Source organism: Paenibacillus sp. 32352, assembly GCF_002042965.1.
Lineage (GTDB): Bacteria > Bacillota > Bacilli > Paenibacillales > NBRC-103111 > Paenibacillus_S > Paenibacillus_S vulneris.
Window position 1 is genome coordinate 222,307 of sequence record NZ_MZNT01000013.1, and the last position, 20,319, is coordinate 242,625.

20 protein-coding genes and 1 other annotated feature (1 of these 21 only partly in view) are annotated in these 20,319 nt (G+C 49.5%); of the genes, 4 read left to right on the forward strand and 16 right to left on the reverse strand.

Features of this window, described 5'->3' with window-relative positions; translation table 11 throughout:
- Window positions 1-94 precede the first annotated feature (94 nt).
- On the reverse strand, window positions 95-1,042 hold the full coding sequence (locus B1728_RS27065; protein WP_079913541.1) for a Gfo/Idh/MocA family protein: 948 nt from the start codon (window positions 1,040-1,042) through the stop codon (window positions 95-97).
- 217 nt (window positions 1,043-1,259) lie between these two features.
- Between B1728_RS27065 and B1728_RS27070 the strand changes: the two genes are divergently transcribed.
- The gene (locus B1728_RS27070; protein ID WP_079913542.1) at window positions 1,260-1,841 is read left to right on the forward strand and encodes a hypothetical protein; all 582 of its coding nucleotides are present in this window, start codon (window positions 1,260-1,262) and stop codon (window positions 1,839-1,841) included.
- 127 nt (window positions 1,842-1,968) lie between these two features.
- Here the strand turns inward: B1728_RS27070 and B1728_RS27075 are convergent, their stop codons facing one another.
- From B1728_RS27075 to B1728_RS27090, 4 genes are all read right to left on the reverse strand, one after another.
- Window positions 1,969-2,985: an aldo/keto reductase gene (locus tag B1728_RS27075; RefSeq protein ID WP_079913543.1), complete on the reverse strand. Its 1,017-nt coding sequence runs from the start codon at window positions 2,983-2,985 to the stop codon at window positions 1,969-1,971.
- A gap of 207 nt (window positions 2,986-3,192) precedes the next feature.
- Complete coding sequence (locus B1728_RS27080; protein ID WP_079913544.1) at window positions 3,193-4,788, reverse strand: anti-sigma-I factor RsgI family protein; 1,596 nt, start codon at window positions 4,786-4,788, stop codon at window positions 3,193-3,195.
- The gene (gene sigI / locus B1728_RS27085; protein ID WP_079913545.1) at window positions 4,781-5,590 is read right to left on the reverse strand and encodes an RNA polymerase sigma factor SigI; all 810 of its coding nucleotides are present in this window, start codon (window positions 5,588-5,590) and stop codon (window positions 4,781-4,783) included. The genes B1728_RS27080 and sigI overlap by 8 nt, the downstream gene beginning before the upstream one ends.
- A gap of 232 nt (window positions 5,591-5,822) precedes the next feature.
- The gene (locus B1728_RS27090) at window positions 5,823-6,251 is read right to left on the reverse strand and encodes a hypothetical protein (protein WP_079913546.1); all 429 of its coding nucleotides are present in this window, start codon (window positions 6,249-6,251) and stop codon (window positions 5,823-5,825) included.
- 450 nt (window positions 6,252-6,701) lie between these two features.
- Between B1728_RS27090 and B1728_RS27095 the strand changes: the two genes are divergently transcribed.
- Together B1728_RS27095 and B1728_RS27100 are read left to right on the forward strand one after the other, a co-directional pair.
- Entirely contained in the window at window positions 6,702-6,911 is a 210-nt protein-coding gene (locus B1728_RS27095; RefSeq protein WP_079913547.1) for a KTSC domain-containing protein, read from the forward strand.
- 342 nt (window positions 6,912-7,253) lie between these two features.
- A complete protein-coding gene (locus tag B1728_RS27100) occupies window positions 7,254-9,218 on the forward strand; it encodes a glycoside hydrolase family 15 protein (protein WP_179136228.1) in 1,965 nt (654 codons plus the stop codon).
- 110 nt (window positions 9,219-9,328) lie between these two features.
- Here B1728_RS27100 and B1728_RS27105 read toward each other — a convergent pair whose 3' ends face one another.
- The 4 genes from B1728_RS27105 to leuB form a co-directional block, all read right to left on the reverse strand.
- Complete coding sequence (locus B1728_RS27105; RefSeq protein WP_179136229.1) at window positions 9,329-10,054, reverse strand: polymer-forming cytoskeletal protein; 726 nt, start codon at window positions 10,052-10,054, stop codon at window positions 9,329-9,331.
- Window positions 10,055-10,452: 398 nt separating this feature from the next.
- Window positions 10,453-10,836 (reverse strand): glycine cleavage system protein GcvH, encoded by a 384-nt coding sequence (gene gcvH / locus B1728_RS27110; RefSeq protein WP_079913549.1) that lies wholly within the window; start codon window positions 10,834-10,836, stop codon window positions 10,453-10,455.
- 105 nt (window positions 10,837-10,941) lie between these two features.
- Complete coding sequence (locus B1728_RS27115) at window positions 10,942-11,490, reverse strand: peroxiredoxin (protein WP_079913550.1); 549 nt, start codon at window positions 11,488-11,490, stop codon at window positions 10,942-10,944.
- 271 nt (window positions 11,491-11,761) lie between these two features.
- The gene (gene leuB, locus B1728_RS27120; protein ID WP_079913551.1) at window positions 11,762-12,841 is read right to left on the reverse strand and encodes a 3-isopropylmalate dehydrogenase; all 1,080 of its coding nucleotides are present in this window, start codon (window positions 12,839-12,841) and stop codon (window positions 11,762-11,764) included.
- Window positions 12,842-13,087: 246 nt separating this feature from the next.
- Here leuB and B1728_RS27125 point away from each other — a divergent pair, with 246 nt between their 5' ends.
- Complete coding sequence (locus tag B1728_RS27125) at window positions 13,088-14,272, forward strand: aminotransferase-like domain-containing protein (protein ID WP_079913552.1); 1,185 nt, start codon at window positions 13,088-13,090, stop codon at window positions 14,270-14,272.
- A 119-nt stretch (window positions 14,273-14,391) separates the two neighbouring features.
- Here B1728_RS27125 and B1728_RS36995 read toward each other — a convergent pair whose 3' ends face one another.
- From B1728_RS36995 to infC, 7 genes are all read right to left on the reverse strand, one after another.
- The gene (locus B1728_RS36995; RefSeq protein WP_256865525.1) at window positions 14,392-14,523 is read right to left on the reverse strand and encodes a hypothetical protein; all 132 of its coding nucleotides are present in this window, start codon (window positions 14,521-14,523) and stop codon (window positions 14,392-14,394) included.
- Window positions 14,524-14,903: 380 nt separating this feature from the next.
- Window positions 14,904-15,896, reverse strand: coding sequence for a ketol-acid reductoisomerase (gene ilvC, locus B1728_RS27130; protein ID WP_079913553.1), 993 nt, complete (start codon window positions 15,894-15,896; stop codon window positions 14,904-14,906).
- Between the two features lie 173 nt (window positions 15,897-16,069).
- Window positions 16,070-16,558, reverse strand: a complete 489-nt coding sequence (gene ilvN / locus B1728_RS27135) for an acetolactate synthase small subunit (RefSeq protein ID WP_079913554.1) — start codon at window positions 16,556-16,558, stop codon at window positions 16,070-16,072.
- Window positions 16,555-18,297 carry a biosynthetic-type acetolactate synthase large subunit gene (gene ilvB, locus B1728_RS27140; protein ID WP_079913555.1) on the reverse strand — a complete coding sequence of 581 codons (1,743 nt, stop codon included), beginning with the start codon at window positions 18,295-18,297 and terminating at the stop codon, window positions 16,555-16,557. Before ilvB ends, ilvN begins: the two co-directional genes overlap by 4 nt.
- 708 nt (window positions 18,298-19,005) lie before the next feature.
- Window positions 19,006-19,365, reverse strand: a complete 360-nt coding sequence (gene rplT, locus B1728_RS27145) for a 50S ribosomal protein L20 (protein ID WP_079913556.1) — start codon at window positions 19,363-19,365, stop codon at window positions 19,006-19,008.
- Between the two features lie 41 nt (window positions 19,366-19,406).
- Complete coding sequence (gene rpmI, locus B1728_RS27150) at window positions 19,407-19,610, reverse strand: 50S ribosomal protein L35 (protein ID WP_079913557.1); 204 nt, start codon at window positions 19,608-19,610, stop codon at window positions 19,407-19,409.
- A gap of 22 nt (window positions 19,611-19,632) precedes the next feature.
- A complete protein-coding gene (gene infC / locus B1728_RS27155; RefSeq protein ID WP_036746454.1) occupies window positions 19,633-20,148 on the reverse strand; it encodes a translation initiation factor IF-3 in 516 nt (171 codons plus the stop codon).
- Between the two features lie 133 nt (window positions 20,149-20,281).
- Window positions 20,282-20,319 (reverse strand) — a sequence feature (ribosomal protein L20 leader region); it runs 100 nt beyond the window's last position.

The window sequence follows — 20,319 nt, forward strand, 5'->3', positions numbered from 1 at the left end:
TGAACTCAATAGTGACGCCTCCTTTGCATTTCATTCGTAACTGCTCAGGTCATTGACAAATCGAATCCACGAATCCATATCCAGCTTGCACGTGTTATAAGCGCGACGTCATCCTCTCAATCAGCTGATGAACCGGGAGGACACGATCGGCGCGAATCGCGCAAGCTTCCTTATCATCCAGGTGCTGAAGAAAATGGTCTACTGCCCCGGCGAAGCCGCGGCGGGCCGCGATCGTCTCCCAGCTGCCAAAGCCACCCGAACGGGGGAGAGCATGCTGCTCATAAAAAACAGCCGATTCCATATTCTTCACTTCGACGGAACGGCCGCTTCCATGCAGTTCAAGCTTCTCCAAGTCTGCCCCGGCCTGCCGTACCATGCTGAATTGACCCGCTCGTTTCATGGCTCGATCCGCTCCCGGTCCGGGGAACACAAGACTGCCCGCTCCGAACAGCAGCCTCCCAGCACCATCCTGCTGTTCTATGTACTGCAAATCCTCATACCGTTCTCCACCGATCCACAGCAGCAAATCAAGCATATGGATCAGATCGTCGTAAAGCGTATATTTGGCGCCGTGCTTCTGTAGCTTCGTCCTGTGCTTGGCAACAGAGCAAAGCTCGAAGCCTCCCGTCTCCTCCATCCATTGCTTTGCCTGGACATATAAAGGAGCGTAGCGGCGGTTAAAGCCAACGCCCAGCAGTACACCTTGATCTAATGCGTACTTCGCCATGGCTTCCGCTTCCCGGTAATCGTACGAAAGCGGCTTGTCCACATACACGGCCGTTCGCCGCTTCAGACAAGCCATAACCACATCATAGTGAGTTTCCGTCGGGCTGTGGACGAATACGGCCTCTGGCTCTGCTTCGAGCAGGGCCTCCACCGTATCATAGCGTCCTTCTATGCGATATTGACGCGCTACCTTCTCCACAGTGGCCGGCGTCCGGCTGGCTATGCCGACAATGTGAACGTTCTCATTCGAACCAAGGAGCGGCAGGTATACTTTCTGCGCAATATCTCCTAGACCAATAATACCTATCCTTTTCATTAAGGCCTCCTAACGAAACTTACGGTCTTCTGCTGCGTATGTCATGTTGAAGCGGCTATGATTCCTATTCTCGTTCCTCATTATCCGGCTGACTCCTTCTTTTGGCACATGACAAAATAGCAAATCCCTTTAACTTGCTATAGACAATATGGTAGAATAGGAATATTGCGAATATATCGGCTTCAACATTTTGCTTTCCATCTGGGGGATGGCTTACTTGTCGAAAAAAAACATAAAATGGTTTTGGACTTTTCTCATTCTTTTTGCCGCTTTATTAGGTCTGGCCGCGTTATTTCAATCCGATATGCTTATTTATGCCGCAAGTGCAATACCTATATTTATCGTCTTATTCTTGCCTGATATTAAGAAGCATCAATATATTCGCAGCAGGAAACATTCCAAGAACTTCGCGATCTACAAGCAGGACAGCGGAGAAGAAACACTGGTTGTCATCGCATTTCAGCCTGGCTTCGTACGCTGGAAAGCCGGGAGACTGTACTTCCATCTGAACGATATCAGCGAAGACTCCAGCAAAGCCGCTTCGGTATTCCAAGGAAGTGAAGGAACGGTTGCCTCTCTGCCTGTGCTGTCATTCGATTTGTCCGCACACAAACGCAAGACCGGATGGATTAGCATCGATCTTGCACAGCTGGAGCAGCGAACAACGAATCTGTCCTACACCACCGACGAGATCAATCGTCTCGTGATTCGATTGAAGGATTTAGAGGAAGCGGCATTGACGATCATGTCGGCCTCCGCATCTTCCTCCAAAAACAAAAGTAAAAGCATCTCCGCTTAAACGCCGCGTATGTGCCGCCTCTACAGGCGGCATTTTTGTTTGTATAGGGATATGTATGTATCAGATATGCTCTGAAGGATAAAGAAGGGACGTTACCACAGCAGGTAACGTCTTATGAAATCCAATGTTAACGGTAGTAAGAAGCCGCTTCCTGGACCACCTTTTGCATCGGCAGATGGTACGGACACTTTTCCTCACAGAGCGGCTTCTCCCTACAGGGCTCATAATCGGCACAGGAGAGAATCTTGTCCTTCTGCCTCTCATAAAAACCGTTGCCCTTAGGCAGCAAGCCCAAGGTTTGCCGTACCTGGCTTGAGATCATAATATCCGGAATCGTAACACCGATCGGGCAAGAGCAGTAGTTGCAGCGGCGGCAATTATGGCTTCCCAGCTCAAGCGCCAGCGCCTCCAGCTCCTTGCGCTCCTCCTCTTCCACCTCTTGCTCCATCGCAGCCAAATTTTGCTTGACTTCATCCACGCTAACCATGCCTGAAATGATGACATCGACATTCTGGCTGTAAGGATAACGGATCGCTTTCTCCACTGGCTGTATGAAGCCGCCGGATAGCGGTTTCATCGCCACCTTGCCCATTCCCATCTGCGTAGCCATAGGAATCAGCTCATTCAGGGCAAACGGCTGAGCCAGGTTCAAATGGAACAAGACTTGATCGAAATCTCCCTTGCTGATCCACTTGGCCAGAAGCTCCGGCCGATGCCCCGTAATGCCGATAAAGCGGACCTTGCCCGCTTCCTTCATCTCCAAAGCTGCTTTGTAGGCTCCGTTCTCTTCCATGGCCTGCTTATATTCGCTTACATAATTGACATAGTGAATTTGCAGCAAGTCTATTACATCGGTCTTCATTCTGACCAGGCTCCGCTCAATCTCTTCCTTGGCGGCGGCATAATCCCGCTTATTCGTCTTGGTTGCCAGAAAATACTCCGAACGGCGATGGGAGATCGTTTCCCCGATAATCTCTTCGCTGTTCCGGTACCCTGCAGCCGTATCGATGTAGTTGATGCCGTGATCCAGTGCGTAATTAAGCGTATCTCCGGCCTGCTGCAAGGAAACTCCAGGCAAATTCATAGCTCCGAAGCCTAATGCCGATACCTGAAAACCGGTTTTTCCAAATGGACTGTATCTCAACTGCTTTCTCCCCTTTATCCCGAAAAAATAAGAAGTATAGACAAAGCTTCCCGTAAGAAGCTGGTAGATCATATTCAAGTTACTATTTTATCATAACCCCGGTCGTTCCGGCATAAGAGCCAACAAAATTCACGCAAAAAACACAGCGGCCAACATTGGCGGCTGTGCTTTTGCTTGGCGCAGTTAACGCCACTTTTCTTTGCCATGTTATCTTCTTTGATTCTTACCCTCATCGCTCTTCGTTGAATCATCTTTTTTTGAATCGTCAGATTTCTTATCATCCGTCTTTTTGTTGTCCTGTTCCTTCTTGCGATCGTCATCCGATTTCTTGTCGCTCTGCTTGTCATTAGGCTTCTTGGCATCGTCTTGACGTTTTGTATCCTCCCGCTTGCTATTATCGTCATCCTTGCCGGAATCATCCTTTTTCGGATCGCTGGCCTTCTTCGGGTCATCGTCCTTCTTCTTAGGATCATCCTTCTTGGAATCCGAATCTTTGGAGGAATTGTCGCCTTTTTTCGGGTCATTCTTGTTGTCGTTCCCCGAACCGGAAGTACCGGGAATCCGCGTTCCCGGCTTTATACTCGGTATTGGGGGTGTAGGCGTCGGCTTGAACGAAGGCTTTGGCGTAGCCGTCGATCCCGGCCGTTTATCGTCCTTCCGGTCATCGTTTTTATTGTTATTCGTGTTGGTTACGCCGGAGCCGTTCTTTTTCGGATCATTTTTGTCGTTCTTGTTGTCATTCTTGTCATTCTTGTCGTTTTTGTCATTCTTGTCGTTCTTGTTACTGTTCTTGTTGTCATCCTTGTTGTCGTTTTTGTTGTCGTTCTTGTCATTTTTACTGTTCTTATCATTCTTATCGTTCTTGTCATTCTTGTCGTTCTTGTTGCTGCTATTGTTATTGCCGGTAGTGCCTTTCCCGTTGTTATCCTTCGAGGTTTGTTCTTTTTTCTTCTCTTTCAGCTTCTTATCCAGCTCTCCGGACTTTTCTTCTTCCACCAGCTTCTTGATATCGGCCTTGGTCGGCATTTTATCAGGCTGAACGATCGCCGATTTATTATCCGGGTTATTCTTTACGATCTGATGAATCGACTCCTTCTTCAGATCATCGAGCGTCACATCGACACCATTGTTTTTGGCGTTCAAATAAACCGAATATTTCCCCATCGAGACGTTGTTCTTCTTCGCTTCCTCCCTAACCTCCTGCGGAGCCGCAAAAGCCTCCACCTGATAGGAGCTTACTTGCTCGGGATGGGTTTGCTTAATATGCTCGGAAACCTGCTGACGGAGCTTCTCGGCAATCTTCGTATCGTCTACCGTACTTTTCTCCTGAACGACGGAGCTGGCAATAACAATGTCCGCCTCGCCTTTGGCAAGCGCCTTCTGCTCCGCCTTGTCCAGCAGGGTAGCTGTTACATTCTCAAGCGTTTTCCCCTTATAACTAACCTCTTGAATCAATTCGGTGCCGTCATCATTCAGCCCTCTAAGCTCAAGCACTTGTTCCTTTTCATCGATTCCCATCTCTACGGACGGGTTGATGTCCAGCGATACATAGGCAACGACCTCGGAGCTGCCCATTCTGCCGGCAAAGCTGGCGAATACGACCAGGCAGAACACGACCGCCGCAACGAGAGCGGACCGGCCGGCTACGGACGGGCTGCGCCAGTTCAAGCCGGGTTCGGCATAGATAATTTCCTCGCCAATCTCGCAGCTGCGGTTTTTGCGGGGAATCTTATCAAATTTGCCGTCCTGGCGCATAACGATAATGTTGGATCCCGTCATCTCCATGACGATGCCTTTATTCATTTGCTACCCCCCCTTCTTGTTCATCCTCTTTAATATGTAGATAGTCTCGAAGATATGGATAAGGCCCGTTATAAATTAAAGCGACAGCAATGATAAATTTGCGGTTGCGTTCCAATGTTTTTCGGGACACCTTGACCATGTCCAGCAATTCCTTAATCGGCAGCATGCGCTTTGAGAGCATGGTTCTCATCAACTCGGAATCCTCGGAGAGCTGTCTGCCAATGGCAAACAGAGCCTGCCTGGAATCGTCATGCTTCGGAGACGCGTCCACCAAATCCGAAAATTGAATACCAAAATCAGCCAAACAACGATTCAAATCCAATATTTCGCTGCGCCGCTCCTCCATTCCTTTTTGCTTCTCATACTGCTCGATCGCCTGATGGATTTCCACCGGGTTCACGACGTTGTCCTCTTCGTCCTCCACTTCGAACATGCTGTAAGGGATCTGCTGCGTGAAGCGCTGCTCCTTACGGACATAGTCAATTAAGCGGCGTCGAATGACCTGCTCGGCAAAACCGAGAAAAGACCGACCCGCCTGCGGGGAGAATTGGTTAACGGCTTCATTAAAAGCGCCCAAAGCAATACTAAATTCATCATCTCTTGCCGGATCTACATACCTTTTGCAAAAACGGCTCGTTACCTTCGCAACATACGGCTGGTAATCCGTAATAAATTGATTGCGCAGGCGTAAATCACCCTCTTGAATCCGAATCACAAGTTGCTCAGGTGTTTGCGAATCCGATGTTTCAGGGTGGTGAGACTGGCGTTTTCCGAGAAATCTCTTAAATAAAACGAGCAGCAATCGTTCCACCTCACACTATATTTTTTCGCTATCGTCATGGTTGTTTACGGGGGTCGTTTTGTGTCTCAGCATTTATTATATCACAGGTAATATGAACCAAGCTTTCTTTGTCGAATAACGCTGTCGCAATCGCTGGCTTACTAGCGGTGAAAACGGTTCAACAATTAACCGTGCATGGGGTTAAAAGGCAACAAAAAAACGTCCCTAATAAAAGAGACGTTGTCGGGTCCAATTATGTTAAGCCGCGCATCGATTTTTTGTTATTTAATCTGCTCTTGCGCTGGCTGAGGATATTCAGCCTGTGCTTAAGCTGCTCCTCCCATTCGACATCGCCCCATGCTTTGGCCACCATTAACAGATCCAAAGACATATCGATTTGACTGCGTACGACCTCGAAGGGATCTTCATTCTCATGATTGACGCAGTTTTCAATTAATTCCGCCTGGCTCCGATGGTCGACATACTCTTGAAAATCTACTTCCGGAGCTCCGTCGCCATGCGCATATTCGGCTAATATATCGTACTCGCTTTCTACCAAATAATGAACCTCGACCCGGTGACATACCGGACAAAATAACAGGGGTACATTATGAATCTGTGTTCGTATATGTTTTAAGGTTCCTTTCGTTCCGATCATACTGGCGCCACAACAAAAGCTCATCTCTACGCCTCCTATAGATTCCCTTTCCATCCATAATAGTGAACAGGGTGTAGTCAATAATACCGAGCATATTCGCCCGTCATCTACGGGTCACTCGCTTAGGGGATCATGATAAACAGAAACGACTTATCGTCTATTATAACAGCAGGCGGGTTCCGTGAACAAGGCAGTTGAGGATATTACCAATTTTACGCAGGACCTGGCTGCGAATGGATGATCCTCCTTTTGCACATGCTGTAATGGCGTGAAATTGTGTTTCATCTTCCATAGATTAGGGTAAATCAATCAATATACCCCTTTTCGGGCCGAGTCATGGTAAAAGCATGGTTCTGCACATTCTAATCTGCTGTCCAAAGGCATATAGTAAGAATATGTCGACGTAATCTGTTACGGCTCCGTGTTGCTATGCCAACGGTATTTTCATTCTCATTTCCGAAGGGAGAGAGCCTCATGAAGTACATTCCGATCGGATCCAAACAAATCGCCTTCGTGCAGTACGATGATCAATCCTCGCAAATGCACATCCAATACCATACGGGACAAACGCGGGTTTGCTCTGGAGTTAACGAGGAGCAGGTACAGCAGCTGCTGCAGTCCGACAACCCTTATGACCTCATGGTCCGGTTAACCCGGGTGCCGCATACCGCGCAGCAAGTCTGATCCCCGCATACCGATCTCATGCATGGGAGCTAAAGCCCGCGTACGTGATGATGACCCGAAGGCTTTATATATCCGGCATGGGGATACATACCCTTGGTTTCACTCGGGGTTTTCCGGTCTCCGCTTTAGGGTGGAGATTTTATTTTTGCCCGTTAAGCCCCTTATATAAGTATAGTTCCCGCATTATAGGAAATAGTAGAGTAATAGAGAAACCGTCATGGAGAAAAAAAGATGGATGTACGGATCCATACAAAAGGAACCGGCGAGGATTGACCGCGCTGGCAGAAAAAGGTACGCTAATGGATGAAAGTACACTCCAGATAAATAAAGGATGTGGGTGGATTGCCAAGACATTTAGTCATCGGAAACGGCAAGTTTTTGATCAACTTAGACCGTCAAACGTACATGAGAGATTTATATTATCCCTATGTAGGGCAATTAAACCACGTCGGAGGGTACCAATGCAGAATCGGTCTATGGGTCGACGGAGCCTTCACCTGGTTGAATGATCCGGATTGGTCATTCCGGTTAGCCTATGCCGAGGATTCCCTGATCACCGAAGTCACTGCCGAGAATGCCCGGTTAGGCATTACTTTGCTGATTAACGACGGGGTGCATCAGAGGGAGGACATTTATTTAAAACGGGTACAAATTCACAACCAATGGGATAAAGTGCGCGAGGTACGTATATTTTTCAACCAGGACCTCGTTATTAACGAAACCGAAGTCGGCGATACAGCCGCTTATTATCCGATCAATAATACGGTATTTCACTATAAAAAAGATAAATATTTCATGTTCAGCGGCAGTACGGGTCCGGAAGGCATCTATCAGTACATTACCGGGGTCAAACGGTTTTACAATGCCGAGGGCACTTGGCGGGATGCCGAGGACGGCCACTTGATGGGCAACGCTATTGCGCAAGGCTCCGTCGACAGTACCATCAGCTTCCGGCTCCATGTGCCCCCTCATGCCGATGAAATTATGTATTACTGGATGACGGCAGGCAAAAATCTGGAAGAGGTCAAAAAGCTCGACGCCTATGTGAAGGAGAGCCATCCCGGCAAGCTGCTCGACCGCATCAAGGTGTATTGGCAGCGCTGGGTTAACAAATCCGAGCGCGATTACGGCGATCTCAGCCCGGAGGTCGTGCGCCTCTATAAGCAAAGCTTGCTGATCGTAAGAACGCAGACCGACGTCAACGGAGCGATCATCGCCGCCAATGACTCGGACATTATGCAGAGTAACAGGGACCACTACAGCTACATGTGGCCGCGTGACGGCGCTTTAATCGCCTATGCCATGTCCATGGCCGGCTATCAAGGCATGGTAACGCCCTTCTTCCATTTCTGTGCCAACGTGCTGTCGCCGGAGGGGTATTTGCAGCACAAATACAACCCGGACGGAACGGTCGGCTCCAGCTGGCATCCTTACATTCATGGAGGCAAGACACAGCTTCCGATCCAGGAAGACGAAACCGCGCTGGTCTTGTTCGCGTTATGGCAGGATTTTCTGAAGCACGGCGTCATCGAGCTTCCCCAGTCTTTGTACCGTACCCTGATCCGCCGGGCGGCCCGCTTCATGTCGACTTACATCGATCAGGATTTGAACCTGCCGAAGCCAAGCTACGACCTGTGGGAGGAACGGTACGGGATCTATACGTTTACGGCCTCCGCCGTATATGGAGGGCTCATTGCCGCCGCAAACTTCTGCAGCCTGTTCGGCGACGAGGAACGCAGCAGCAGGTACAAGCACACCGCAGAGAGGATCAAAGCGGGCATCCTGAAGCATCTGTGGGACGACGAAGAGCAGCGCTTTGTCCGCGGCCTTTATCTCGAGAACGGAGAATGGGTTAAGGATAGAACCTTCGAGAGCAGCGTATTCGGCATCTTCGAATTCGGCGTCCTGCCTGCCGACGATCATCGAGTCGTCCGTACGATGCAAACGAACCGGGACCGCCTGACGATTAAGACCGATATCGGCGGCGTAGCGCGATATTACCACGACTATTACTTCCAGCGTTCTTCCGACATCGAGAACATCCCAGGGAATCCATGGATCATCTGTACGCTCTGGATTGCCGAATGGGAGATCGAGTATGCCAAGACGCTGGCCGAGCTCGAAGGACCGCGCCGTACGCTGGAATGGGTCGTGAAGCACGCTATGGAAAGCGGCATCCTGTCGGAGCAGCTCGATCCGTTCGACGGAAGCCCCGTATCGGTGGCTCCTCTCACCTGGTCACATGCGACCTATGTGCTTACAGTCGTCAAATATATGGAGAAGTACCAGAAGCTTACTAAAGCTTAAAGCAACTAAGTCGCCATCAATAGATAAAGCCTGGACTCACCCGTTACTTTTGCGGGGAAATCCAGGCTTTTATTGTGTAATGGGCCAGCCGTGAGGGCGATGGCGGAAGCCTACACTTGCTTCGCTTCCTGAATCTGCGCCTGAGGATCGGAAACCAAAGCTTCCTTGTACTCCACTCTTTCGATTACACAGCCCGGACCTGCCTTGATCCGGTTGCCCCTCACGATTTTGGCTGTCGTGTACTCCAATTCAATATCGTCGCCTTCTATGATGTCGACGGTCAACTGTTTGGCGGCGAATTTGGGCAGAAAAGGGTTCAACAGCGACTTCAGCCCGCTCCGGCGCACGGTAATCTTCTCTCCGCCGATTTCCTGTGCCCGGCAAGGGCCGTACATGGTAATATCGATGCGTCCAGCATTCAACAGCCCGCCGACTTGAACGGTCCCCTTCACCTCGAAGGTTTCCGCTTCGCTGTCGCCATCGATTTGAAGTCCGCCTTCAACGCGAACATGGTCGCCGGCCGCGCTGCCCTTGATTTGGGCGGAACCGCTGCAGTCCAGCTCACGGTAAGCGAGATTGCCGTCAATCTTGGCCTCCCCGCTGACCTTCCATCGGGACGCTTCGGCATTGCCTTCTATGCGGCAGGTTCCGCTGATAATGGCGTCCTCCGCGTGCAATTGACCTTTGACTCCCCCTTTGCCATTGACTTGAAACTCCATGCATTTGGTGTCGCTCAGCAAGGTTCCGAATCCGTCAATCTTGACGTTTCGAAAGCTGCCTCCGCCCGATGTTCCGCTGCCTGCAATGACGATATCCTGATCGTTATAATGTTCCATCCCGTTCCCTCCATCTTCATGGTATGCCCCATTCTGCATATCCTCAAATTTACAATCTCTAGTAAGCTTAATTAACGAAACAATGTTTCAAATTACAATCGGCTTTCACAAGTAAGGAGTAGGTGAAATGGTTAGAAGTAAGCTGTGAATGCTATAATGAAGCATGAAAGTCATGATCTCACAAACACAGTGTAACATAACACTGTTACGTTGTAAATACAGAGAAGCCTGGTCAACATGGAATGAACGCCATATTTTTTGCTCCGAGCCTTTGTCTAGCGTCAGGAATATCCTTTATATGCCATACCTAACCACATCGTTTGGTTACCAGCCGCTTTTACTTTGAAAAAAACTCCTCACCTTATGCTTTATGCATTAGTTGAGGAGCCGCTTTCTTCTTATTCATGCCCGTAGGTTGCTTCATACTTCGCTGCATCCCACAGCTTGTCCAGCTCAGCAGGATCCGCGATCTCCACCACGATCATCCAGCCGTTGTCGTACGGGGACAAATTGATAACGCCCGGGTTGTCCTGCAGCTTGCGGTTAATGTCGATAACTTTGCCGGAAATCGGCGCGTACATCTCGGACACGGTCTTGACCGACTCCATGCTTCCGAACGGCTCTCCAGCTTTGAGCGTATCCCCCACCTCGGGAAGCTCTGCGAACACAATCATGCCAAGCTCTTCCTGCGCGAAATCGGTCATGCCGATAACCGCCCGATTGCCTTCCACACGAACCCATTCGTGATTTTCGCTGTATTTCAAGTTATGTAATACTTCCACTTGCCGTTTCCTCCTGTCTGACAATTAAAAAAAACCTCTAGCTGCAGTATAGCAGACCAGAGGGAGATTTTGAAATACAAGTATTCAAAACCGAACTACCGGAGCTTATTTCGCAACCAGGTGCTTGTCGCCTTTTTTCCAGTTCATTGGGCACAGACCGCCGGATTGCAAAGCCTCCATCACGCGGAATGTTTCTTCTACGCTGCGGCCGACATCGTTGTGGTTAACTACCTGATATTTTAATTCGCCTTCCGGGCTGATGATGAACAGGCCGCGAAGCGCAATACCTTCTTCTTCAATCAACACGCCATAGTCGCGAGCAACCTTTTTAGTCAAGTCAGATGCCAATGGGAAGTTCAGCTTGCCCAGGCCGTTCGAATCCACTGGCGTGTTGATCCATGCACGGTGGGAATGAATGCTGTCGGTGGATACGCCAAGAACTTCTGTGTTCAGCTTCTGGAAATCAGCATAGGCTTCGCTCAGAGCCGTGATTTCGGTTGGGCATACGAAAGTGAAGTCCAACGGATAGAAGAACAATACCAGCCATTTGCCTTTGTAATCGGACAAAGATACTTTGCCGAAATCCTGGCCGTTGCCTGCTGCAGTTTCCATTGTGAAATCCGGCGCTTGTTTACCTACCAAACGTTCTGCCATTGGATCATGTCCTCCCCTAACGCTTGTTTTTCATGTAAAATCGTACCAAACGCCCCAGGGAAAGTCAATATTATAACAATTACTTATTAATAATGATTATAATTCACATTACTTTTTCATGCCATAAACAATGAAGACCCTTAACCATCCCCTGCAGATGGAAGAGTCTTCACTATGATGAATCTATTTATAAATGCAATACAGAGGACGCTGGAGTCGGAATTGATGATACATCGGCTCCAGACCTGCCCTTGGGTGCCTTTATAACCTATTATTTACGGATCGCATTCACGATCAGATCGCCCATAGCGGTCGTACCGATCGCTTTGCTCTTGTCTACAGCGATGTCGCCTGTGCGATGTCCGGCATCAAGAACTTCTTTTACCGCACGCTCGATAGCTTCAGCAGCATCATGATAGCCGAAAGTCAAACGGAACATCAAGGCTACGGAAAGAATCGTTGCGATCGGATTCGCTACGCCTTGACCCGCGATATCCGGAGCGGAACCGTGTACCGGCTCGTACAAGCCGAATGCGCCTTCGCCAAGAGATGCGGAGGACAGCATGCCGATAGAGCCTGTCAGCATCGCTGCTTCGTCACTCAAGATATCTCCGAACATATTCTCGGTTACGATAACGTCAAAGCTCGAAGGACGACGAAGCAATTGCATAGCACAGTTGTCAACCAATACATGCTCGAGCTCTACATCCGGATAGTCAGGAGCGATACGGTTTACGGTTTCTCTCCACAGACGGGATGTTTCAAGCACGTTCGCTTTATCTACGGAAGCCAGCTTTTTGCGGCGGGTTCTTGCAATTTCAAAAGCTTGACGCACGATGCGCTCAACCTCTTGTACGTTGTATACGCAGGTATCTACCGCTTCTTGTCCGTTAGCGCCTTCACGACGGAACTTCTCGCCGAAGTAAATACCGCCTGTCAATTCACGCACAACGATCAGGTCGGTGCCTTCCAATACTTCCGGCTTCAAAGTGGAAGCATCCTTCAAGCAATCAAAAATTACGGCCGGACGAATGTTGGAGAAAAGCCCCAACGCTTTGCGAATGCCGAGAAGCCCTGTTTCCGGACGAAGCTCTTTAGAGTTGTTATCCCATTTAGGACCGCCAACTGCACCCAGCAGCACAGCGTCGGCTTTTTTACATAGATCCAATGTTTCTTGAGGAAGCGGAGTTCCCTTCTCATCGATAGCGATCCCGCCGAACAAGCCGTGCTCGGTTTCAAAACGGTAGCCGAACACCTCTTCCGTCTTCTTCAACACTTTCTCAGCTTCAGCTACAACCTCAGGTCCGATGCCGTCCCCGGCGATTACAGCGATTTTTTTAACGTCTGCCATTAGGTTCACTCCTACACTTTAAGTATTATATTCTTTGTACCATATTTAGCCCCCTGTGACAAAGATATAAAAGCTATGATCGTCATAGGAATTGCCTATAATAACAAAGAGAGACCCTCTGACAGCCGTTTCTGTGGAATGCCGCTTATGGAGTTCATTGCCCTTGCAAAAAGAAGCTTGTCATCCCGGTACCAAAGGTTTACAATACTTTGAAAAATATATGTCATATGATAAAGGAGCTTGTGTATGGATTACCGATTCTCCGATACGACGGAAAGCTTCAAATCTTCGGCAGTAAGGGAAATTTTGAAGCTGACCCAAGGCAAGTCCATTATATCCCTCGCCGGGGGATTGCCGAACGAGCAGTATTTCCCTATTGATGCTGTAAGGGATGCCTTCTCGCGGGTGTTCGACGAAGGCAAGCAGGTGCTGCAGTACGGCCTGACCGAAGGGTTCACCCCGCTTCGCGAAAGCATCAGCCGCCACTTACAGCGCAAGCAAATCCATGTCGGCATCGATGATATGCTTCTTACGACAGGCTCTCAGCAAGCTATTGACTTGTTGACGCGGGTGTATGTAGATCCCGGCGACGTGATCCTGGTAGAGCGTCCCACCTACCTGGCGGCTCTTCAAATTTTTCAATCCCGCCAGGCGCGCATCGTCTCTGTCGATTGTGACGACGACGGCATGAATCTAACCGATTTGGAAAATAAGATTCAGCAGTATAATCCTAAGCTGATCTATGTGATCCCTACCTTCTCCAACCCTTCCGGAAAAGCATGGAGCCTGGAACGCCGCAAGGGCGCTCTGGACATCTGTAAGCGCAATAACGTGCTTATCCTGGAAGATGATCCTTACGGCGAATTGCGCTTTGGAGGTGAAGAGGCTCTGCCATCGCTCTTCGCGCTGGACGAGCATCCGAACGGCTGCGTCATCTATACGAGCACCTTCTCCAAGATCGTAGCCCCTGCTCTACGCACCGGCTGGGCTATCGGGGATCCTCAGGTTATCCGCCATATGACGCGCGCGAAGCAGGCCGCTGATTTGCATTCCAGCTCGATGGACCAGCAAGCTCTGCACCAATTGTTCCTGCATTTCGATCTTTATGGACATATCGACCTGGTACGTACGGAATATGAGAAGCGCATGCGTCAAATGGTCGAGCTGCTGCAGCAGCAGGATTGGAACGGCGCCCGCTGGATCGAGCCCAAAGGCGGCATGTTCATTTGGGTGGAGCTCCCGGAGCACATAAACACAGAAGAGCTTCTTAAGCTCGCCGTAGAAGAAGGGGTAGCTTTTGTGCCCGGTGTCAGCTTCTACGCGGATGAGCCTAAGCATAATACGATGCGTTTGAACTTTACGCATACCGATACAAAGCAGATGATGGAAGGTATCGAACGGTTGAACCGAGCTATTCATAAAGTGCTGTGATTGCTGTGTTCGGCGTACAAAGAAACAGCAGCCCTCGATTGTATTCGAAGGCTGCTGTTGTTTTATTCTATGCGCTGCAGCTCAAAGGCATGTTCTCGTGCGAGCCAATTCTCTTTCTATTAATAGAAGCACGCTCTCGTCACGATAACCAGCAAAATGAACAGTACCAGGATAGTGCCAGTGCTAGTAAAGACGCCGCCTACTCCTGTTCCACAGCCGCAGCCAACTCCTCCTAATCCGAATCCTCCCATAGCTCCCATCCTCCCTTCTTAAGGAACTGATGTATTTTATGATAGACGCTTGCAGAGGGATTGGGCTTTTAGAGGAATAGGGCATATCCCCAGGAGGGATAATCGTCAGGCATCATAAAACACCCCTATCAATGTCCATGACCATCATAGAGGTACGACAGCTGCCATTAAGGGCCGGATTAAAAGCACAATAACGCCACGAACGATGCCTTGGCATCGAAGCTGATTCAAGTACTTTGCATTAAGTCCCGAAATGTAAAAGTTGCATAGTATCAAAAAAAAGACGGCTTGAAGATGGGAAAGCCGGAGGATATTCCCCCCTGCATTCCCGTGTCTTCAAGCCGACTTGATTCATACTCTATATTATGCGGAACGAAAAATTACTTCTTGATCCAGTGCATCATTTCACGCAGCTGGGAACCTACTTGCTCCAACGGATGCTCGGATTCCAGACGGCGGGTAGCTGTCAAGAAAGCACGGCCGGATTGGTTCTCCAAGATAAAGTCGCGAGCGAATTTACCTTGTTGGATATCGGAAAGCACTTCTTTCATTGCTTTCTTAGTTTCTTCCGTAATGATGCGAGGACCTGTTACATAGTCGCCGTATTCAGCAGTGTTGGAGATGGAATGTCTCATTGTAGCCAATCCGCCTTCATACATCAGGTCAACGATCAATTTAAGCTCGTGCAAGCACTCGAAGTAAGCCATTTCTGGAGCATAGCCAGCTTCAACCAAAGTTTCGAAGCCTGCTTTAACCAATGCGGATGCGCCGCCGCACAGAACTGCTTGCTCACCGAACAAGTCTGTTTCGGTTTCTTCACGGAAGGAAGTTTCGATAACTCCTGCACGTGTGCAGCCGATACCTTTAGCATAAGCCAAGCCGATTTCTTTAGCTTTGCCTGTTGCGTCTTGGTGGATAGCGATCAAGCCAGGTACGCCGAAACCTTCAACGTATACACGGCGAACCATGTGACCTGGGGATTTTGGCGCTACCAGCAATACGTCTTTATCAGCAGACGGATTGATTTGGCCGAAGTGAACGTTGAAACCGTGGGAGAACATGATCGTTGCGCCTTGTTTCAGGTTCGGCTCAATTTCGTTATGGTATACGCTAGCTTGAGTTTCATCCGGCATAAGGATTTGAACTACATCAGCCAATTTGGTTGCTTCCGCAACGGAGAATACTTCGAAGCCATCATTTTTCGCTTGCTCGAAGGATTTACCTTGGCGAAGACCGACGATAACTTTCAGACCGCTGTCACGCAGGTTTTGCGCTTGGGCATGTCCTTGGCTACCGTAACCGATAATTGCGATTGTTTTCCCTTTTAGTGCGTTCAGATCAGCGTCTTTTTCATAATAAGTTGTAACTGCCATGAATAATAGCTCCTCCTTTTGTTTAAAAACCCTGTGAGTGGGCGATACAACGGACGACCTGTCGGCCAAGGACCGCTGCAATGATTTCAAGCCCTAAAGTGATCCGCTCTAGCCCCCACTCACAAGGGTCATTGTACCGTTAGTAATGGTTCCCTACAACAGAAAAATAATGACTATTTCACCGACCCGCGAATCATGGCGGTAACACCGGTTCTGGACAGCTCGCGAATGCCGTAAGGCTTCAGAAGCTCGACCATAGCGTCGATTTTCTCGGAATCCCCGACCACCTGAACGATCAGCGAGGACGGGCCGATATCGACAACCGCGGCACGGAAGGTTTCGACTACGCCCAGAATTTCAGGGCGAGCGCCAGGCTCCGCACTCACCTTGATCAAAGCAAGCTCACGTGCAACCATAGGGTTCGAGCTCAAGTCAACGACTTTAATGACGTCGATCAGCTTATACAGCTGCTTGGAGACTTGCTCGAGCGTCTTCTCGTCGCCGGTCGTTACGATAACCATACGGGAGAGACCCGCTTCTTCGGATTCTCCCACCGTAATGCTCTCGATGTTAAAGCCTCTGCGTCCGAACAAGCCGGATACGCGCTGCAGGACGCCGGGTTGATTGTTCACTAGTACGGAAATGGTATGTCTGTAATTCATTCCGAATCCCCCATTATCATTTCATCTATCGTCGAGCCCTGTGTAACCATCGGATACACGTTCTCACCTTTACGGACTACGAATTCGACGAGTACCGGACCCGGGGTGTCCAGAGCTTCCTGCCAAGCACGGCGCGCTTCCTCTTTGTTCGTTGCTCTCAAGCCTTTGACGCCGTAGGCTTCTGCCAGCTTGACGAAGTCAGGGCTTCCCGCCAGGTCGATATGGCTGTAACGGTTGTCGTAGATAATTTCCTGCCATTGACGCACCATACCCAGCACTTGGTTATTGATAACGGCAATTTTGACAGGGATGTTATTGATGGCGCAGATCGCCAGCTCTTGCGAGCACATTTGCATACCGCCGTCGCCGTTGATCGATACGACCAAACGGTCGGGGTGAGCTACCTGCGCACCGATAGCAGACGGGAATCCGAAGCCCATCGTGCCCAATCCGCCGGAAGTGATCCAGGAGCGCGGATGATTGAATTTATAGTATTGGGCGGCCCACATTTGATGCTGGCCTACGTCGGTCGATACGATCGCTTCGCCCTTTGTCGTTTCGTGAATCATCTCGATGACATATTGCGGCTTCAGCTCCGTATCGGAGTCCTTGTAGCGCAGCGGGCGATTTTTGACGTTCTCCTGAACTTCCTTGATCCAGGCTTCCGAGCTGGCAGGCTTCGCTTTTTGCAGCGCAAGCTGCAGAACGGCTTTTACGTCGCCGACGCAAGGAATCGTGGCTTCGATGATTTTGCCGATTTCCGCCGGATCCACGTCGATGTGGACGATTTTCTTCGCTTTCGGAGCGAAGCCGTTTACCTTCATCGTGACCCGGTCGTCAAAGCGTGCGCCGATGCTGATCAGCAGATCGCAGTTCTGCAGAGCATTGTTGGCCGCATAAGCTCCGTGCATCCCCGGCATGCCGATCCACAGCTCATGAGCGCTTGGGAAGCCGCCCAGGCCGAGCAGCGTCGTCGTTACCGGAATGCGTGTCTTCTCAGCGAAGGCCAGCAGCTCTTCTGACGCGTTGGAGTATACAACCCCGCCGCCTGCCAGAATAACCGGACGTTCAGATTCGGCGATAGCCTCCAGCATACGGTCAACCTGCAGCTTGTTAGGCTGAACGGTCGGGTTGTAGCCGCGAATGTCCACTTTGTCGGGATAATAGAAAGGCGCTTTGTCGTTCGACACGTCCTTCGGAATATCAATCAATACCGGACCCTTACGTCCTGTAGAAGCGATATGGAAAGCTTCCTTGATGATCCGAGGCAAATCATTAACGTCGCGAACCAAATAGCTGTGCTTCGTAATCGGCATCGTAATACCGGTAATGTCAGCCTCTTGGAAAGCGTCCGTTCCGATCACCGAGGTCGCTACGTTCCCCGTGATAACAACCAAAGGCACCGAGTCCATGTAAGCTGTCGCAATCCCCGTCACGAGGTTGGTAGCCCCCGGACCGGAAGTGGCGATACAGACGCCGACTTTACCTGTAGAACGGGCGTAGCCGTCAGCCGCGTGAATAGCTCCTTGCTCATGGCGTGTCAGAAGGTGCTTGAAATCCTTATTTCCGTGCATCGCATCGTAAATATATAAAACCGCCCCGCCCGGGTAACCAAAGACGCAATCTACGTCCTCCAGCAGCAAACTACGCAGTAACATTTCCGACCCTGTGATGACATCCGGCTGCAGCAGCTCTTTACGCAATTGTTCTTTTGACTTTTGAGTGGTTTGAACGATCATGATTTTTTCCTCCTCTCGAAAAATGAGAAAACGTCTGTGACGTATTCGAAGTACGGCTGTATGGACAGCATCGTACAAAAGCAAAAAAACCCTCTCATCCCAAACGCCGACAAAGTGCGTCTGAAGGGACGAAAGGGGTTCTAATCTTCCGTGGTACCACCCAGAGTTTGTTATCTGCCTCACAGCAAACAACCTTAGCAGGTATGAAGCCATCCTTCGGCAAGCATACCTTCAGCACGGTAACGTGTGCTATTCCGATTCCCCCTACTAGCTAAGCCATTACAGCCGGCATACTTTTCAGGGAAACAGCTCCGAGGTGAGCTCGTACATAAGGGATTAAGGCATCGGTTGCAGCTTATCCTCTGCTCTCTGAACATAAGAGCCCTTATAACTTCGTCCTCATCATTGCCGTTTTCAGCAAGTTGTACTTTTCAATCATTATATGCCGAAACATCCGAAGAGTCAAGTGCCATTCCCATGATGATCGTTCGCATTTTTTGGGATAGCCCCACAAAGCCATCGATGCCGCTGACGCGGTGCCACAGGGACTGGAAATGGGGTGCACGAATAATTCCTATGATAGCTGGGAATGGCATCGAAGCTGTTCAGGTGCTGCGGGGAGCTGCGAAATGGTTGGGGTCTATGCAGCAAAAAAAAATCGCTTGCCCATTGAACCAAGTCAAGGGAAGCGATTTTGAACTATTACGCTTAGGCGTTAACTTTTTGCTTAGCTGCTGTAGCCAGATCGTTAAACGCAGTGATGTCGTTTACGGCAAGCTCAGCCAACATTTTGCGGTTAACTTCGATGCCGGACAGCTTCAAGCCGTGCATGAATTTGCTGTAGGACAAGCCGTTCATGCGAGCTGCTGCGTTGATACGAGTGATCCACAATTTGCGGAAGTCGCGTTTTTTCTGGCGACGGTCACGGTATGCATACAGCAAGGATTTCATAACTTGCGCGTTAGCTGTTTTAAATAAACGGTGTTTGGAACCGAAATAACCTTTAGCCAATTTCAAAATCTTTTTATGACGACGACGAGTTACGAACCCGCCCTTTACTCTTGCCATGATTCATTACCTCCAAAGTTTAAGTAGAATAAAATTACGAATTAACCTTTGATGTTAGCCAGTTGCTGTTTCAAGCGTCTTACGTCGCCTGCAGCCATAACCGGGTTAGTAGCAAGAACACGCTTTTGACGTGCGGATTTACCGGATAACAGGTGGTTTTTGTAAGCTTTGTATCTTTTCACTTTGCCTGTACCTGTAATCTTGAAACGGCCTTTCAAGCTGCTATGTGTTTTCATTTTTGGCATGACGTGTAGTCCTCCTTATAAATTATACTTGCTGCTTCGGCGATAAAATCATGATCATGCTGCGGCCTTCCAGCTTCGGTCTGCGCTCAACAATGCACAGTTCCTCCACTTCGGCTGCCATCCGCTCAAGCACTTTTTGCCCGATGCTAGCATGGGCGATTTCACGACCGCGGAAACGGACGCTCAGCTTGACCTTGTCGCCATCATTCAAAAACTTCACGACGTTGCGCTGCTTCGTTTGAAAGTCATGCTCATCAATCGTGGCGCTCAAGCGAACTTCTTTAATTTCGATGACTTTCTGGTTCTTACGGGCTTCCTTTTCTTTCTTCTGCATTTCATAGCGGTACTTCCCGTAATCCATGATCCGGCACACCGGCGGCTTCGCCGTTGGGGCAACGTTAACCAAGTCCAAACTGGCATCCACAGCAATTTGAAGCGCTTCGCGAATCGGCTTGATCCCGAGCTGCTCCCCATCCGCACCGATCAGACGAACTTCCTTCGCCCGAATTTCATCGTTAATTAAATGCTCTGTACTAATAACCTGCCACCTCCATTAGGATTGTGAGATAAGCCTCTATGGGGATCTTTCAAATGAACGACCGCACCCAGAGGTTGGTTTATGCGCCAATAGGAGTGAGTTTTCGCTAAAGCAAAAACAGTTCCTATGTGCTAAAAAAGAAAAGACGCGGGCACAATGGGCCCACGTCTG